Origin of the sequence: Bradyrhizobium sp. i1.15.2 (genome assembly GCF_040548425.1) — a bacterium.
GTDB lineage: Bacteria > Pseudomonadota > Alphaproteobacteria > Rhizobiales > Xanthobacteraceae > Bradyrhizobium > Bradyrhizobium canariense.
Map to the genome: position 1 here is coordinate 89,456 of NZ_JBEPRQ010000010.1, position 15,490 is coordinate 104,945.

Genomic DNA, 15,490 nt, shown 5'->3' on the forward strand with positions numbered 1-15,490 from the left:
GGTATCCCCTGTAGAATGTCCAGCAAGCCCGATTCGCTGTTGAAGCCGCGCGAGATGTTTCGAACATTTACTCTGACAGGTCTTGCGGCGCTTCTGGCCGCCACCGCACTGACGGCTGCGACGCCGGCGCAGGCGCAGATCGGCACGATCTTCTCCGATCCGCCGCCGCTGCGGCCGCCCGGTAACATTCCGCGTGGCCAGCCCCAGCCGCAGCCGCAGATTCCCGATGACGACGAAGAGGTGCCGGAGCTGCCGCCGCAGGGCCGTGTGCTGCCATCGCGTCCGATGGCGCCGCCGCCGGGTCGGCAGGGCAATGTGATGCCGGGGCCTGTCGAGACCCAGCCTCTGGCGCCGCCGCCCGGTTCTAGCGCCGCTCCGCCAAACCAGCCGCCGCCCGTCGCGGTCGCTCCGACCAATCCGCAAGGCGCCCCGGGTGCGCCCGGTCAACGCCAGCCCCAGCAGAAGGGCGGGCCGGGCGGCGCCGTCCCGCAGACGCCGGCGAGCCTTCAGCCGGGCGACGAGGTCGTCACCGAGCCGCCGGCCCAGAAGATCGTGAACAAGAAAGCGACCTTCTCCGGCCTCGACAAGATCACCGGGCGCATCATCAATTTCGACGAGGAGATTGGCGAGACGGTGCAGTTCGGTGCGCTGCGCGTCAAAACCGACGCCTGCTACACGCGGCCGGCGACCGAGGCCGCCAACACCGACGCCTTCGTCGAGGTTGACGAGATCACCTTGCAGGGTGAGGTGAAGCGCATCTTTTCGGGCTGGATGTACGCGGCAAGTCCGGGCCTGCACGGCGTCGAGCACCCGATCTACGATATCTGGCTCACCGACTGCAAAGAGCCGCAGCAAACGATTGCGACCGCGGCACCGGATCCCGGCACCAAGCCGGCAGCACCGCCGCCGCCCGCGCAGAAGAAGGCCGCGCCCAAGCAGGTGCAGCAGCGTCCGCCGCAGCAATTGCCGCCGATCCAGCAGCAGCAGCCGGCACCGCCGCCGCCACCTCCGCCGCCCGAGCAGCGGCCGGGTCTGTTCGGTATCCCCGGGTTTGGCCGCTAGGCCAAATCCCCAGCGTTTGGTCGCTAGGCCAATCGCCCCGGGTTTGGCAGGCAATTGCTGATTATTGCCGCGCGGCGATGATCTCGAGCGCGCGTGCACCCGGGATCGCTTCACCGGCGGAGAGCCTCAGGAAATCGCCGGGCTCGCCCGCGAGCGCCTTGTCGAGCAGCGCGGTGTAGCGCCGCCGCGAAATCTCGGCCGCGCCGAAACTCTTCAGGTGCTCGGTGACGTACTGGGTGTCGAGCAGCTCGAAGCCGCCATGGATGAGCCGCGCGACCAGATGCACCAGCGCGACCTTGGAGGCATCGCGCGCAGTGTGGAACATGCTCTCGCCGAAAAAAGCCCGGCCCAGGCTGACGCCGTAGAGCCCGCCGACGAGGTCTTCGCCCTGCCAGGCCTCGACGCTGTGGCAATGGCCGAGCTCGTACAGCCCGCCATAGAGGTCGCGGATGCGCTTGTTGATCCAGGTGTCCTCCCGCCCGGCCTGCGGCGCGGCGCAGCCGGCGATCGTGGCCTTGAAGGCGGTATTGACGGTCACACGAAATGAATCCGAACGCACGGTGCGCGAGAGCCGCGAGGCCACGCGAAATCCGTCGAGTGGGATGACGCCGCGCAACTCGGGCTCGACCCAGAACAGGGTCGGATCATCGGCGCTTTCGGCCATCGGAAAGATGCCGCAGGCATAGGCGCGCAGCAGCACGGCTGGCGTGATTTCAGATGGGGCAGAGTCGCGCGAAGTCATGGCTCGCGACAATAGCAGGATCGCAATGCGGTTGCGATGGGCGGGAGCAGATCAGTTCGCTGCGGCAGCAGCCGGCTTGTCGGCGGCAGCCGGGACACGGCGGAACCTCAACATGATTCGGGTTCCGGAATGGGTGGGGTCGCGCTCGACCGAAGCGTCGAGCTTGGTGGCCATGGCAGCGACGATGCGCTGGCCCATGCCGGTGGAGCGCGGATCGGCCTTGACGTTGTCGCCGACGCCATCGTCGCTGATCGACAGCAGGAGATCGTCGCCCTGCGAGGTCAGCTCGACATGGATCGGGCCGGCGCCGTCAGGGTAGGCGTATTTCACCGCGTTCATCACCAGCTCGTTGACAATGATGCCGACGGCGACCGCACGGTCCGGATCGATCTCGATCGGTTCGGCCTTCAGCGTCAGGCGCGACATCCGGTTGCCCTCGGCCGACCGCCTGAGATCCTCGAGCAGCGAGTCCAGATATTGGTTCAGGACCACGCTCTTCAGGTCCTGCGAGGTGTAGAGGCGGCGGTGCACCTGCGCGACCGCGGCGACGCGGCCCATCGCATTGGTCAACGCAGCCTTGACCTCGTCCTGCGCGGCGGAGCTGGCCTGCAGGTGCAGCAGGGAGGCGATGATCTGCAGCGAGTTGCCGACGCGGTGGTTGACCTCGCGCAGCAGCAGTTCGCGTTCGGCTGCAAGAGCAGCGTAGCGGTCGCGCGAGGCATGGATCTCGGCTTCGGCTTCCTCGCGCGCCTTCTGCAATTCGGCCTGGCGCAGCGCGCCCTCGGCCGCGACGTGAAGCAGGGGGATGAAGTCGCCCTTGACGTCCTTGACGAGATAATCGGCCGCGCCCGCCTTCAGCGCCGTCACCGCAATGCTGGAATCCTGCGACGCCGTGACGAACACCACCGGCGGCGCGCCTGGGATCGCCATGATCTGCTCCAGCGTCTCCAGTCCGTCGAGGCCTGGCATGTACTGATCGAGCGCCACGACGTCGATGCCGCCGTCAATGCTGTCCTGCGCACCCGCGCGGCGGATGAGCTCGAGGCCTTCCTCGCCGCTCGCGGCGTGAACGACCTTGAAGCCGCGCCGTGTCAGGCCGCGATCGACCAGGCGCGCAAGCGCCCCGTCGTCGTCGATGTAGAGCAATGTGGGCATGCGCTGGTTCATGAGGCGGCGGGCGGGACCTGGATGACCGAGAAGAACAAGCCGAGCTGCCGGATGGCATTGGCGAAATTCTCGTAGTTCACGGGCTTGGTGATGTAGACGTTGCAGCCGAGCTCGTAGCAGCGTTTGATTTCCTGGGAATCGTCGGTGGTGGTCAGCACCACCACGGGCGAGGCCTTCAGATATTTGTTCTCCTTGATCTGCTTCAGAATGTCGATCCCGGTCATGTCGGGGAGGTTGAGATCGAGCAGGATCAGGAGCGCATTGCCCTTCTGCACGAGCCCGCTGCCATCGGGGCCGAACAGATGTTTCATCGCGTCCGTGCCGTTGGCAAAGGAGATGATCTCGTTGTTGACGCCGGACCTACGGATGTTCCGCTCGATCAGCCGCGCGTGTCCTTCGTCGTCCTCGATCATGATGATGCTGACGGGTTGGGTCATTGATCCGCGTTCCGGTTGCTGGCGTTCCAGGTGATGGGCAGCGTGATGGTGAAGGTACTGCCCGTATTCAGTTCCGATGATACCGACATGGTGCCGCCGAGGCGACGCACAAGTGCACGCACATGCGCAAGACCGATGCCCTGACCGGGCTTGTCCTGGGTTCCGGCGCGGCGAAACAGGTCGAAGATCCGCTGGTGGTCCTTGGGGTCGATGCCGCGGCCGTTATCGCTGATCTCGAAGATAGCGTAGCCGAGCTTGGTGCGCCCGCGAATTCTGATCTCGCCGGCGACGCCGGGCTTGAGATATTTGATGGCGTTGTCGATCAGATTGGAGAAGATCTGCTCCAGCGCCAGGCGGTCGCTGACGAGATCCGGCAGCGGCGCGACATGGATGTCCGCCTGCGCCTCGGCGGCCTGATGCGCCAGCGTCGACACGATGGCTTCGATCAGCTCGCGCGTGTCGATCTTCTGCGGCTGGAACTCGCGCCGACCCTCGCGGGTGAGATTGAGGATCGCCGAGATCAGGCGGTCCATCTTGGCGATCGACGACTTGATGAAGCCCAGCGCTTCGGAAAAATCCTCTGACAGCTGCTTGTCCGGACCTTCGAGTGCGATCTCGCCGTCCGGCAACGGCGGCCCGTCGGCCGGGACATGGGTGAGGCTGCCGATACGGCGGAAAATGTCGCCGCCGAGCTCTTCGAGCTCGCTGGTAAAGCCCATGATGTTGACGAGTGGCGAGCGCAGATCGTGGCTGACGATATAGGCAAAGCGCTGGATCTCGTTGTTGGCTTCGCGCAGATCGCCCGTGCGTTCGTCTACCACGGCCTCCAGATTGACATTGGCATCGCGCAGGCGTCCCTCGGCATCGTCGCGGGCAAGGGCCGAGCGCCGCACCAGCCAGATCGAGATCAGGGCCAGCAGCACGACGAGGCCGGAGCCGATGCCGGTCATCGACGCGGCCAGGGTCTGGCTGTGGTCCGAATTGACCGTTCGGAGCCGGAACAGCCGTTCTTCTTCCTGGATCATCCCGGTCGCGACATTGGCGATCGCGGCCGTGGTGTCCGTGGAGGCGATCTCGCGGACCAGTGCTGCGGCCTTCTCCGGCTCGCCCTTCCGGATGAAATCCATCTCCTGCACGAACTGGCCGAGCCTGGTCTCGATCGCCGCGCTCAGCTTCTCGATGCTTTGGCGTTGCTCCGGATTGTCGCCGATCAGGCGCGTGAGCCTGTCGAGAGCCGGGATGATCGCTGCCACGGCCTTGTCATGGTCGACCTTGAAATCCTCGCCTTGTGTCAGAAGGTAGCCCCGGGCGGTGCTCTCGGCGCGGCGGATTTCCAGCAGGAGCGCGTTGATCTGGTTCTCCGCCTCGATGGTGTGAATCACCCATTTGCTGTCGTCTCTCGCCTTGTTGACGAGGTAGACGGAGCCGGCGCTGATCACGGTCAGCACCAGCAGTCCCGCTGCGAACAGCAGGATCTGCCAGAATGTACGCCGTCGCTGCGCGTCAGCGATCACGACGGTCTCGCTCGATCAGGATTGCGGACTTCAAAACGCCCCCTCGGAACTGTCCCCATCGTGCCAAACGCGATTGGGGCCAAAGGGTTCCATAGGCAGGGACGGCTACTTCGGGGCGGGTTCCGCCTTGCCGGCAAGATATTGTTCCAGCCAGTGGATGTGATAGTCGCCGTTGATGATGTCGTCTTCGCGCACCAGAGCGCGGAACAGCGGCAGGGTGGTCTCAATGCCCTCGACCACCATCTCGTCCAGCGCCCGGCGCAGCCGCATCAGGCACTCGCCGCGGGTCTTGCCGTGCACGATCAGCTTGCCGACCAGCGAGTCGTAATAAGGCGGGATCGTGTAGCCCTGATAGACCGCGGAATCGATCCGCACACCGAGCCCGCCGGGCGGGTGATATTGCGTGATGCGGCCGGGCGAAGGACGAAAGGTCTCCGGATTCTCGGCGTTGATGCGGCACTCGATCGCGTGGCCGATGACCTGGACCTCTTCCTGCTTCGCCGGCAGGTCGCCGCCGGCGGCGATGCGGATTTGCTCCAGCACGAGGTCGATGTCGGTGATGCTCTCGGTGACGGGATGCTCGACCTGGATGCGCGTGTTCATCTCGATGAAGTAGAACTCGCCGTCCTCGAACAGGAATTCAATCGTGCCGACGCCGAGATATTTCATCTCGCGCATCGCCTTGGCGCAGGTCTCGCCGATCTTGGCGCGTGCAGCCGCGGTCAGCACGGGCGAGGGGCCTTCCTCCCAGACCTTCTGGTGGCGTCGCTGCAGCGAGCAGTCGCGTTCGCCAAGGTGGATCGCGCCGCCGCGGCCGTCGCCGAGGATCTGAATCTCGATGTGACGCGGCTTCTGCAGATATTTCTCGAGGTAGACAGAGGCATCGCCGAAGGCGGATTTGGCCTCGTTGGCCGCCGTCGACAGCGCGACCTGAAGATCGGCCTCGCTCTCGGCCACCTTCATGCCGCGACCGCCGCCGCCTGCCGCGGCCTTGACCAGCACGGGGAAGCCGATCTTCCTGGCGATCGCCATCGCGTCGTCGTTGGGGCCGACCCCTCCGTCGGAGCCGGGCACCACGGGAATGCCGAGCTTCTTGGCCGTCCTCTTGGCCTCGATCTTGTCGCCCATCAGGCGGATGTGCTCGGCCTTCGGGCCGATGAAATGCAGATTATGCTCGGCGAGGATTTCGGCGAAGCGCGCGTTCTCCGACAGGAAGCCGTAGCCGGGATGCACGGCATCGGCACCGGTGATCTCGCAGGCCGCGAGCAGCGCGGGGACGTTGAGATAGCTGTCCTTGGACGCCGGCGGTCCGATGCACACGCTCTCGTCCGACAGGCGCACATGCATGGCATCGGCGTCGGCGGTGGAGTGCACGGCGACGGTCGCAATCCCGAGCTCCTTGCAGGCCCTGAGGATGCGAAGGGCGATCTCGCCGCGATTGGCTATGAGGATCTTGTCGAACATGGTGTCCTTATTGGACTGACGCGCGGAAAGCGGCGAGGGCGATGAGGTCGCCCTCGACCGTCACTCAATAATCACGAGCGGCTCGCCGTACTCGACCGGCTGACCGTCCTCGATCACGATCTGCGTCACCGTGCCGGCGCGCGGCGAGGGGATCTGGTTCATGGTCTTCATGGCTTCGATGATCAATAGCGTCTGGCCGACCGAGACCTTGCTGCCGACCTCGATGAACGGCTTGGCGCCGGGCTCCGGCGCCCAATAGGCGGTGCCGACCATCGGCGAGGTCACGGCGCCGGGATGCTTCGACAGGTCGGCAGCGGCAGGCGCGGCGGCAGCTGCGGCCGCCGGGAGGGCAGCGGGAGCGGCCGCCATCTGCATCGGCATGGTCGCGGCGACGCTGATGTTGCGGGCGACGCGCAGGCGCAGGCCGGCACGCTCGATCTCGATTTCGGTGAGGCTGGTCTCATCGAGCAGCAAGGCGAGCTCGCGGACGAGGGCGGAATCCTCGCTGGAAAACTTTGCGGCTGCTTTGTCGTCTGGCTGGCGCGCCATGTTGTTTGATCCGAATGTTCTGTGTGAAGGGGGAGCGTCAGGCTTTGGGCTTGATGCCGAGCTTGGCGGCAAGGCCCTGAATGGCAAGGCGGTAGCCCTCGATGCCGAAACCGCAGAGCGAGGCGAAGGCCGCGCGCGCGGTGTAGGAGTGATGACGGAAATTCTCGCGGGCGTGAATGTTGGTGACGTGCACTTCGACCGTCGGGATCTGCACCGCGAGGAGCGCGTCGTGCAGCGCGATCGATGTGTGCGAATAGCCGCCGGCATTGATGATGATGCCCTTCATCTTGCGGGCGTGTGCCTCGTGGATGAAGTCGATCAGCTCGCCTTCGCGGTTGGATTGCCGGCAGTCGGCCTTGAGGCCGAACGTGGCCGCCGTCTCCCGGCACAGCGCCTCAACGTCGGCCAGCGACGCATGCCCGTACTTCTCGGGCTCGCGCGTCCCCAACATGTTGAGGTTCGGCCCGTTCAGGACAAGGATCGTGTCGGTTGCTGGTTCGGCCATTCCAATCCCGCAAGAGGTGCTTCGGCGTGGCGGGGGTTATAGGTAACAAAGCGCGTGAGGGGAAGCCTTGAAGGACCTCCGAGGTGGCTTCAGATGCCTCATCCGGGGTGCAAAAATCTGTGCGCAAGCTACGGAAATTGCTTGTTAACCAGTCCGAAGCATGGCTGCCGGCCGAACGGCAAAGGGGCGGGCATTGCTGCCCGCCCCCGATGGTTGCCGGGTATCGTCTTACGTGTTCAGGACAGCCACGATCTCATAGGTGTCCGGATTGACGATCACGATCTCGTCCTTGACCAGGACGTAGCGATAGGTCCGCCATTCCGGATAGATCGTCACGACACGGGACGGCAGGGTGTGCAGCTCGACGCCCTCGCGCGGAATGCGAGTGCCGACCGAGATCGAGAAGTTCACGTTCGTCACCGGACGCACATGCTCCTCGCGGATCACCGAGGTGATCTGCGTGCGTTGCTCGGTCGAGAGCTTGGCGCCCGCGCCGGCCTGACCGACCGTCGTGTTGGTGCTGCTCTGACCCTGCGCATTCTGGTTGGTGCTGGTGCCGGTCTGGCCCTGAGCGTTCTGGTTGGTGCGCGTCTCGGTACCCTTCTGGTTCTCGGCATTGTTGGTGCTGCTGGTGCCGCTCTTGGCGCCCTCAGCCTTCATGTCCTTCTGGTCCTTGGCGCCGGTCTTGCTCGAGTCCTTGCTCGTGTCCTGACTCATGCTCTTGGACTTGTCCTGCTGACCCTGCGCGCGTTCGTCGGTGCGCTGGCCCTTGGTAGCGCCGGACTTGTCCTCAGCCGCGTTCTTGTTCATCTCGCGGCCGGAGTGCTCGTCCTTGGTCGCGCCGGAGGATTTGTCCTCGGCGGACGTGCCGGATTTCATGCTGCTGGAGCCACCAGCCTGGCCGACGGTGCCCTTCTCATGGGCGGATTCCTTACCCATCGAGCCGCCGCGTTCGGCGGCGCCGCCGGAAGGCTGCGAATGCTGCATCTGCGCACCACCGGCGCCGCCACCGCTGTCGCGGTTCATGGTGCCCTGTGCGTTCGCCAGACCGGTGCCCGCGACGAGCGCGAGTGTGGCAACCGAGATCATAAAGCGGTTAGACATGGAATTCTCCTCACGTGTTCAATTGCGTCATTGCCCGCGCCGACAACGAAAGGAGATTTGAGTTGTTCCGGAACTTCGGTGGTTCCGGGGCTTTTGTTTGTTGAATGCCAGATGAATGCGCGCGCCAGATTTCGGCGCAATGAAAAGGCCGGCGTTTCAGCCGGCCTTTTGCATGCGTGAGTTGTAGAGCAGATCGCTTATCAGCAAGTCGCCTTGTCAGCAGGTCGCCTTGTTAACAAGTCGGCTAATTAGCAAGTCGCTTTGCCGCAGCGGGCCACAGCGATCTTTTCCTTCAGGCTTTCGACACCGACGGCGCCGACAACGATCTGCTTGCCGATGACATAGCTCGGCGTGCCGTTCATCCCCATCGCTTCGGCGAGTTTGAAGTTCTCCTCGATGGTGGTGCGTACCTCGGCGCTGCCGATGTCCTTCTCGATCTTCGCGACGTCGAGGCCGGCTTCCTTGGCCGCCTGAAGTGCGCGCGCCTTGTCGGCCGCCCCACGACCGCCGAGCAGCTTCTGGTGGAAATCGAGATACTTCTTGCCGGAGGGATCTTGCATGCGCACCGCGACGGCGACCTGGGCTGCTTCGACCGAGCCCTGGCTCAGCACCGGAAACTCCTTCAGCACCACCTTCAGCTTCGGATCGGCCTTCATGAGGTCGAGCATGTCGCCCATCGCGCGCTTGCAGTAGCCGCAATTGTAGTCGAAGAACTCGACGAAGGTGACGTCGCCGTCCTTGTTGCCGAGCACGACCTGGCGCGGCGAATTGAAGATCGCATCGGAATTCTGGGCGACGCTGGCTTCGTGCTTCTGCGTCTCAGCCGCGGCCTGGCGCTTGGTGAGCTCGGTCATCGCTTCCTCGAGCACCTCGGGATGGGTGACGAGATAGTTCTTGACGATCGCCTCGATATCCGTGCGCTGGGCATCGGAGAAGCTGTCGGCCGACGCGGGCACGGCTGCGCCGAACATGGCGAGCGCAAACAGCGCGGGAGCAAGCAGGCGCAGCGAAGGCATAGGCAAATCCTCTTATCCAAAGCAGGTTTCGGAAAACGTCCCGGCGGACTTAAGCTCGGTGTCGTGACGTCGTTTCGTAAGGCGTCGTGGCGTAAGGCGTCGTTCTGGTCAGTTGCGCGGCGGTTTCGACGCCACGATGTCGTCGGCCTTGACCCATCCGGGTGTGCCGACGGCGAAACGGGTTTTCGCGCGCGTCGCAAGCTCGCGGGCGGTCTTGTTGTCGCCGCGCAGATAAGCGGCCTGCGCCGACGCCAGATCGGCCTCGGCATAGTCGCCCTTCCGGCCATAGGCCATCGCGAGCTGCATGTAGCCGAGCACGGCCTCCGGTTCCCGTGCCACCGCGGCCCGGAGAATCCGAACGGCGTCATCGGTGTAGGCCTTATTATCGGACCCAACCAGAGCCTGCCCAAGTAACATCTCGATGAGGGGCGCGTTGTTCGAAAGTGCGACAGCCTTGCGCAGGGCCGGAATCGCCTCGGCCGGCTTGCCGCCCTCCAGCAGGGCCTGGCCGCGCACCTCGTAAAAATACGCATTGTTGGGCTGGACCTGGATCAGCGCGTCAATCTGGGTGAGCGCGCTGCGCAAATCCCCATGCAAATAGGTGCTGATGGCGCGGGCGTAGCGCGCCGGCAGGCTGTCGTTGGTCAGGGGATAGCGGCGGTACACCGTCTCCGGCCGTTCCATGAAGGCGGAGATCTTGGCGCGCACCATGTCGTGGCGCAGCTGAAGCGCGGGATCGTCCTTCTTGTCCCAATAGGGGCTGGCGCTGGCGAACTCCTGCAGTGAAGCGACGCGCTCGGCGGGCATCGGGTGCGACTGGAGATAGGGATCGGCGCCCCGTGCTGCGAACAGGCTCTCGCTGGTGAAGCGCTTGAAGGTCTCGTACATGCCCTTCGGCGACTGCTGGGTCGCCGTCAGGAATTTCACGCCGGCGCGATCGGCGTTCTCCTCCTGCTGCCGCTGGTAGGACAGCAACGTACGGCGGATCATCTCCTGCGGGCCGGCGAGGGCGGCGGCTCCCGCATTGGCAAGGCCATTGTTGCCGGCGCTGCCGCTGCCGCGGGTGCTGCCCACGGCCATCGCGCCGGCGCCGAGCAGCATGGCGATGATCATCTGGGTCTGGGCATTGGCGAGCTGCTCGCGCAGCTTGGACAGATGTCCGCCGGCCAGATGCCCGGTCTCGTGCGCGAGCACGCCGATGATCTGGTTCGGCGTCTCCGACTGGAGGATCGCGCCGTAATTGACGAAGATGCGGCGGCCGTCGGCGACGAACGCGTTGAACGAGCCCTCGTTGACGATCACCATCTGGATGTTCTGCTTCTCCAGACCGGCGACGCGCAGGATCGGGCGGGTGTATTCGCGCAGCAGCTGCTCGGTCTCGGTGTCGCGCAGGACCGGCGGCCCCTTGGCCTGCGCATGCGCGGCCGAGAACGGCGTCAGCGCGATCGCAGCCGCCGCGAGGAGGGAGATGAGGGCGGTGGCCTTCTTGCGCAATGCGATCTGGAACAACATCAAGCGGTCTGGGTCAAAGGATCTTGTCAGCAGGCTGGTCAAGCATTCTTGGTCGAGCAGTTCAGTGATTGGTTTTGGCGATTGGCGGCGGACCGGATACGCGATATGCCCTTTTGAGCCGTTCCCCTTATGAGCCGTACAATGCGGCCAGTCTGGGGCGCAAGAACCCCGTTCTCAGGCCGGACGGATCAGTCCGCCAGCGAATAGCAGAAATCGATGCACGATGCGACCTTGAGGAACCGGTTGGGGCAGTGGCTTGAGCCCTCCCGCCGTAGCGATGTTCCCCCGTTCATGGTGATGGACGTGATGGCCGCGGCGGCCCGGATCGAGGCGGCCGGGGGCCATGTCATCCACATGGAGGTTGGCCAGCCCGCCGCCGGCGCGCCGAAGACCGCGATTGCGGCCGCCCATGCGGCGCTCGAGGCAGGGCGGATCGATTATACCTCCGCGCTGGGCATCCCCTCCTTGCGCGCGCGCATCGCGCGGCATTATCGCGATGCCTATGGCTGCGATGTCAGCCCCGAGCGAATCGTGGTGACCACCGGCTCCTCCGGCGGGTTCATTCTGGCTTTCCTGGCGATGTTCGAGCCGGGCGACCGCGTCGCCGTGACGGTGCCGGGTTATCCGCCGTACCGTCATATTCTCACCGCGCTCGGCTGCGAGCCGGTGCTGATCGAGACTACGAACGAGACGCGCCATGCGCTGACCGGCGAGGCGCTGCTGGTCGCCCATCGCAAGGCGCCGCTGAAGGGCGTGCTGGTCGGCAGCCCGGCCAATCCGACCGGGACCATGATGTCCCGCGAGGCGCTCGCAGGCCTGATCGCTGCGGCGCAAGACGCGGGCATCCGTTTCATCTCGGACGAGATCTATCACGGGCTCGACTACGCGTTTCCCGCGGTGACGGCTGCGGCGCTGTCGGACCACGCGCTCGTGATCAACTCGTTCTCGAAGTATTTCTGCATGACGGGCTGGCGCGTCGGCTGGATGGTCGTGCCCGAGATTCTGGTGCGGCCGATCGAGCGGCTGCAGCAGAACCTGTCGATCTCGGTGCCGTCGCTGTCGCAGATCGCGGCCGAAGCGGCCTTCGACGGCGCGGCCGAGATGGAGGAGATCAAGCACGGCTATCAGGAAAACCGGCGCATCCTGATCGAGGGATTGCCCAAGGCCGGCCTGACCAGGTTTCTGCCGGCCGACGGCGCGTTCTATCTCTATGCGGATGTCTCGGATTTCACCTCAGACAGTTTCGACTTCGCCAAGCAGATGCTCGAACAGGCCCATGTCGCGGTCACGCCGGGGCTCGATTTCGATCCCATCCATGGCCGTTCATTCATACGGCTCTCTTATGCGCGTTCGGCTGCGGAGATGCGGGAAGCAGTTGACCGGATCGCTCACTGGCTTAAATAGCCGCCAGTTTTCGACAGCCTTCTGGAGTGCAACTTGTCTGACCGTTCCGTCCCGTCTACCGCCACGCATTCTCCTCTCGCCGCATTGATGTGGCCAGTCCGGCCCGGTGAAACCGTCGGCGCCTTGCGCGCCGTCGTGCTGATTGCGCTCGGCACCGCCTTGATGGCGCTGTCAGCCAAGGTGAACCTGCCGCTGCCTTACGTGCCCATGACATTGCAGACGCTGGTCGTGTTGATGATCGGCGCCGCCTATGGCTGGCGGCTTGGCAGCGCAACCATGATTGCCTACCTCGCCGAGGGCGCAATGGGCCTGCCGGTGTTCGCCGGTCCCGTTGGTGGAATCGCACCGCTGGTCGGCCCGACCGCGGGCTATCTGTTCGGCTTCATTGGCGCCGCCTTCGTCACCGGCTGGCTCGCCGAGCGCGGCTGGGATCGCAGCGTCATGCTGCTGTTTGCGGCCATGGCCGTCGGCCACATCCTCATTCTGGCCGCGGGCTTTGGCTGGCTGGCCTTTGGCCTCGGCCTTGGCGCCGCAAAGGCTTGGCAGGTCGGCCTGATGCCGTTCGTTGCGGCGTCGTTGGTCAAGAACGCGCTGGGCGCGACGTTGATGCCGGCGATACGCCGGGTGGTCGATCGCGGGTAAAGCGCGCAATAACGAGCAGTTCCGATTGACAGGGCCGGCCAAGTTGATCTTGGCTGGCCCGGCGTTTTGAGGGGGAGTGAAACAATGACGACGACAACGATGGTGGGGGCGCCGGTCGCGCCGCCCGCCGCCAAGCCGTGGTACAAGGTACTTTATATCCAGGTGCTGATCGCGATCGTGCTCGGCGCCATCGTCGGCTGGCTCTGGCCGTCAGTCGCCACCAATGAGTGGATCAAGGCACTCGGCGATGGCTTCATCAAGCTGATCAAGATGGTGATCGCGCCGATCATCTTCTGCACCGTGGTCTCGGGCATCGCCCATATCCAGGATGCCAAGAAGGTCGGCCGCATCGGCGTCAAGGCGCTGGTCTATTTCGAGATCGTCTCGACCTTCGCGCTGGTGATCGGACTCATCATCGGCAATCTGGTGAAGCCGGGTGCGGGCTTCGGCGGCGCCGCCGCCAACGCGCAGGCCGTCGCCAACTACGCCAAGCAGGCCGAAGGCCAGAGGTCGGTCGACTTCGTGCTGCACATCATTCCGGACACCGTCGTCGGCGCTTTCGCGCAAGGCGAGATCCTGCAGGTGCTGCTGTTCTCGGTGCTGTTCGGCTTCGCCATCATGGGGCTCGGCGAACGCGGCCACACCATCCGCAGTTTCATCGACGACGCCGCGCATGCGGTGTTCGGCGTCATCTCCATCGTGATGCGCGCGGCGCCGATCGGCGCCTTCGGCGCGATGGCCTACACCATCGGCAAGTTCGGCACCGGGGCGATCCTCAACCTGATCGGCCTGATAGCGACATTCTACCTGACTGCGGCGCTGTTCGTGTTCGTCGTGCTCGGTATCATCGCGCGCTTCGCGGGCTTCTCCATCTTCAAGTTCCTCGCCTACATCAAGGACGAGCTGCTGATTGTGCTCGGCACCTCGTCCTCGGAAAGCGCGTTGCCGTCCTTGATGGAAAAGCTTGAGCGCCTGGGCTGCTCCAAATCGGTGGTCGGCCTCGTGGTGCCCACGGGCTATTCGTTCAATCTCGACGGCACCAACATCTACATGACGCTGGCGACCTTGTTCATCGCGCAGGCGCTGGGCTTCGATCTCACCTTCGGCCAGCAGCTCACCATTCTGGTGGTGGCGATGCTGACCTCGAAGGGCGCCTCCGGTATCACGGGCGCGGGCTTCATCACGCTGGCGGCGACGCTCGCCGTGGTCGATCCGCGCCTCGTGCCGGGCATGGCGATCGTGCTCGGCATCGACAAGTTCATGAGTGAGTGCCGCGCGCTGACCAATCTGTGCGGCAACGGCGTTGCCTGCGTGATCGTCGCCTGGTGGGAGGGCGAACTCGATCGCGACAAGCTCAACGCCAACCTCGCCAGGCAGATCGATCCGACCGACATGGAAACGGCTGTCACGACGGACTGATCTGCATTTGACGGTGCCGGGCGCCGTCAGATCTTGAAGTAATAGGGCTGGTCGAGATCCTCGATCAGCCCTTTTTCTTGCGGCGACCAGCCGAGAGCAGCACGCGTCTTCGCGCTCGAGGTCGGAACGTCGGCGCCCGCGAACTGTGCGAACCAGCCGAAATGCGCGGTCGCTTCCTCGGGCGATTGGGACACCACGGGCACGCCGAGCCGCCGGCCGATCACTTCCGCAATCGCCTTGAACGGCACGCCTTCCTCGGCGATCGCGTGATAGTGCTTCGCGGTTGCGCCTTGCTCCAGCGCCAGCCGGTAGACGCGCGCGGCATCGAAGCGGTGCGCGGCGGGCCAGCGGTTGCTGCCATCGCCGACATAGACCGATACGCCTTTCTGGCGCGCGAGGTTGATCAGGATCGGAACGAAGCCGTGGTCGCCCTCGCCATGCGTGGAGGGCGGAAGACGCACAACGGCGGCGCGGACGCCGGCCAGCGACAGCGCGGTCGCTTCCGACACGCGCGGAAAGCGCTGCGCCGACACATCGTCCTCGGTGGCGAGGCGGCCGGGCGCAAGCAGCGCGACGCCGGAGGTGACGATGAGAGGGCGACCGGAGCCCTTGAGCTCCTCGCCGATCGCCAGGATCGCGTGGCGGTCGAGCTCGCAATTGTCCAGAAACTTCGAGAAGTCGTGGTTGAAGCCGAGGTGCAGGACGCCGTCGGAGGCGGCCGCGCCGCTGCGCAAGGACGCGTGATCCTCCAGCGAGCCGCGGTGGATCTCGGCGCCCATCGCGGCGAGCGTCGCGGCTCCCGCGTCGGAGCGGGCGAGGCCCGTGACCCGGTGGCCGGCAGCGATCAGGTCGCGAACGACGGCGGAGCCGACGAAGCCGGTGGCGCCAGTGACGAAAACACGCATGAGTATCTCCAGGGTTGGTGGAGACGACCATCCGCGCTAGGATTATCC

The 15,490-nt window shown here is 64.9% G+C and carries 15 protein-coding genes; 4 read left to right on the plus strand and 11 right to left on the minus strand.

All coding sequences use genetic code 11. The features are described 5' to 3' along the window. The first annotated feature begins 15 nt into the window (after window positions 1-15). Complete coding sequence (locus ABIB80_RS19740) at window positions 16-1,062, plus strand: DUF2155 domain-containing protein (protein WP_007591621.1); 1,047 nt, start codon at window positions 16-18, stop codon at window positions 1,060-1,062. Window positions 1,063-1,123: 61 nt separating this feature from the next. Here ABIB80_RS19740 and aat read toward each other — a convergent pair whose 3' ends face one another. The 10 genes from aat to ABIB80_RS19790 all read right to left on the minus strand — a co-directional run bounded on the left by aat (window position 1,124) and on the right by ABIB80_RS19790 (window position 11,072). Further along, the gene (gene aat / locus ABIB80_RS19745) at window positions 1,124-1,804 is read right to left on the minus strand and encodes a leucyl/phenylalanyl-tRNA--protein transferase (protein WP_007591620.1); all 681 of its coding nucleotides are present in this window, start codon (window positions 1,802-1,804) and stop codon (window positions 1,124-1,126) included. A gap of 51 nt (window positions 1,805-1,855) precedes the next feature. Continuing rightward, entirely contained in the window at window positions 1,856-2,971 is a 1,116-nt protein-coding gene (locus ABIB80_RS19750; RefSeq protein ID WP_007591619.1) for a sensor histidine kinase, read from the minus strand. Continuing rightward, a complete protein-coding gene (locus ABIB80_RS19755) occupies window positions 2,968-3,408 on the minus strand; it encodes a response regulator (protein WP_007591617.1) in 441 nt (146 codons plus the stop codon). The genes ABIB80_RS19750 and ABIB80_RS19755 overlap by 4 nt, the downstream gene beginning before the upstream one ends. Next, on the minus strand, window positions 3,405-4,922 hold the full coding sequence (locus ABIB80_RS19760) for a sensor histidine kinase (protein WP_007591615.1): 1,518 nt from the start codon (window positions 4,920-4,922) through the stop codon (window positions 3,405-3,407). The genes ABIB80_RS19755 and ABIB80_RS19760 overlap by 4 nt, the downstream gene beginning before the upstream one ends. Window positions 4,923-5,027: 105 nt before the next feature. Then, on the minus strand, window positions 5,028-6,386 hold the full coding sequence (gene accC, locus ABIB80_RS19765) for an acetyl-CoA carboxylase biotin carboxylase subunit (protein ID WP_007591613.1): 1,359 nt from the start codon (window positions 6,384-6,386) through the stop codon (window positions 5,028-5,030). Between the two features lie 60 nt (window positions 6,387-6,446). After that, entirely contained in the window at window positions 6,447-6,935 is a 489-nt protein-coding gene (accB, locus tag ABIB80_RS19770) for an acetyl-CoA carboxylase biotin carboxyl carrier protein (RefSeq protein ID WP_007591611.1), read from the minus strand. 37 nt (window positions 6,936-6,972) lie between these two features. Continuing rightward, a complete protein-coding gene (gene aroQ / locus ABIB80_RS19775) occupies window positions 6,973-7,440 on the minus strand; it encodes a type II 3-dehydroquinate dehydratase (protein ID WP_007591609.1) in 468 nt (155 codons plus the stop codon). A 228-nt stretch (window positions 7,441-7,668) separates the two neighbouring features. Further along, window positions 7,669-8,544 (minus strand): DUF1236 domain-containing protein, encoded by an 876-nt coding sequence (locus tag ABIB80_RS19780; protein ID WP_007591608.1) that lies wholly within the window; start codon window positions 8,542-8,544, stop codon window positions 7,669-7,671. 248 nt (window positions 8,545-8,792) lie between these two features. Next, entirely contained in the window at window positions 8,793-9,560 is a 768-nt protein-coding gene (locus ABIB80_RS19785) for a DsbA family protein (RefSeq protein WP_007591607.1), read from the minus strand. A gap of 108 nt (window positions 9,561-9,668) precedes the next feature. Beyond that, the gene (locus ABIB80_RS19790; RefSeq protein WP_007591606.1) at window positions 9,669-11,072 is read right to left on the minus strand and encodes a M48 family metalloprotease; all 1,404 of its coding nucleotides are present in this window, start codon (window positions 11,070-11,072) and stop codon (window positions 9,669-9,671) included. Window positions 11,073-11,288: 216 nt separating this feature from the next. Here ABIB80_RS19790 and ABIB80_RS19795 point away from each other — a divergent pair, with 216 nt between their 5' ends. The 3 genes from ABIB80_RS19795 to ABIB80_RS19805 all read left to right on the plus strand — a co-directional run bounded on the left by ABIB80_RS19795 (window position 11,289) and on the right by ABIB80_RS19805 (window position 14,537). Further along, the gene (locus tag ABIB80_RS19795) at window positions 11,289-12,476 is read left to right on the plus strand and encodes a pyridoxal phosphate-dependent aminotransferase (RefSeq protein ID WP_007591605.1); all 1,188 of its coding nucleotides are present in this window, start codon (window positions 11,289-11,291) and stop codon (window positions 12,474-12,476) included. Window positions 12,477-12,563: 87 nt separating this feature from the next. Next, window positions 12,564-13,118, plus strand: coding sequence for a biotin transporter BioY (locus tag ABIB80_RS19800; protein WP_063992558.1), 555 nt, complete (start codon window positions 12,564-12,566; stop codon window positions 13,116-13,118). Between the two features lie 84 nt (window positions 13,119-13,202). Next, window positions 13,203-14,537: a dicarboxylate/amino acid:cation symporter gene (locus ABIB80_RS19805; RefSeq protein ID WP_007591601.1), complete on the plus strand. Its 1,335-nt coding sequence runs from the start codon at window positions 13,203-13,205 to the stop codon at window positions 14,535-14,537. Window positions 14,538-14,563: 26 nt separating this feature from the next. On the opposite strand, the gene ABIB80_RS19810 is transcribed toward ABIB80_RS19805, so the two are convergent. Further along, the gene (locus ABIB80_RS19810; RefSeq protein WP_007591600.1) at window positions 14,564-15,442 is read right to left on the minus strand and encodes an SDR family oxidoreductase; all 879 of its coding nucleotides are present in this window, start codon (window positions 15,440-15,442) and stop codon (window positions 14,564-14,566) included. Window positions 15,443-15,490: the final 48 nt, after the last annotated feature.

Excerpts from the sequence above, each read along its gene's own strand:
- ABIB80_RS19740 (WP_007591621.1), top strand. The coding sequence starts at position 16 with ATGTCCAGCAAGCCCGATTCGCTGTTGAAGCCGCGCGAGATGTTTCGA.
- aat (WP_007591620.1), bottom strand. The coding sequence starts at position 1,804 with ATGACTTCGCGCGACTCTGCCCCATCTGAAATCACGCCAGCCGTGCTG.
- ABIB80_RS19750 (WP_007591619.1), bottom strand. The coding sequence starts at position 2,971 with ATGAACCAGCGCATGCCCACATTGCTCTACATCGACGACGACGGGGCG.
- ABIB80_RS19755 (WP_007591617.1), bottom strand. The coding sequence starts at position 3,408 with ATGACCCAACCCGTCAGCATCATCATGATCGAGGACGACGAAGGACAC.
- accC (WP_007591613.1), bottom strand. The coding sequence starts at position 6,386 with ATGTTCGACAAGATCCTCATAGCCAATCGCGGCGAGATCGCCCTTCGC.
- accB (WP_007591611.1), bottom strand. The coding sequence starts at position 6,935 with ATGGCGCGCCAGCCAGACGACAAAGCAGCCGCAAAGTTTTCCAGCGAG.
- aroQ (WP_007591609.1), bottom strand. The coding sequence starts at position 7,440 with ATGGCCGAACCAGCAACCGACACGATCCTTGTCCTGAACGGGCCGAAC.
- ABIB80_RS19780 (WP_007591608.1), bottom strand. The coding sequence starts at position 8,544 with ATGTCTAACCGCTTTATGATCTCGGTTGCCACACTCGCGCTCGTCGCG.
- ABIB80_RS19785 (WP_007591607.1), bottom strand. The coding sequence starts at position 9,560 with ATGCCTTCGCTGCGCCTGCTTGCTCCCGCGCTGTTTGCGCTCGCCATG.
- ABIB80_RS19790 (WP_007591606.1), bottom strand. The coding sequence starts at position 11,072 with ATGTTGTTCCAGATCGCATTGCGCAAGAAGGCCACCGCCCTCATCTCC.
- ABIB80_RS19795 (WP_007591605.1), top strand. The coding sequence starts at position 11,289 with ATGCACGATGCGACCTTGAGGAACCGGTTGGGGCAGTGGCTTGAGCCC.
- ABIB80_RS19800 (WP_063992558.1), top strand. The coding sequence starts at position 12,564 with ATGTGGCCAGTCCGGCCCGGTGAAACCGTCGGCGCCTTGCGCGCCGTC.
- ABIB80_RS19805 (WP_007591601.1), top strand. The coding sequence starts at position 13,203 with ATGACGACGACAACGATGGTGGGGGCGCCGGTCGCGCCGCCCGCCGCC.
- ABIB80_RS19810 (WP_007591600.1), bottom strand. The coding sequence starts at position 15,442 with ATGCGTGTTTTCGTCACTGGCGCCACCGGCTTCGTCGGCTCCGCCGTC.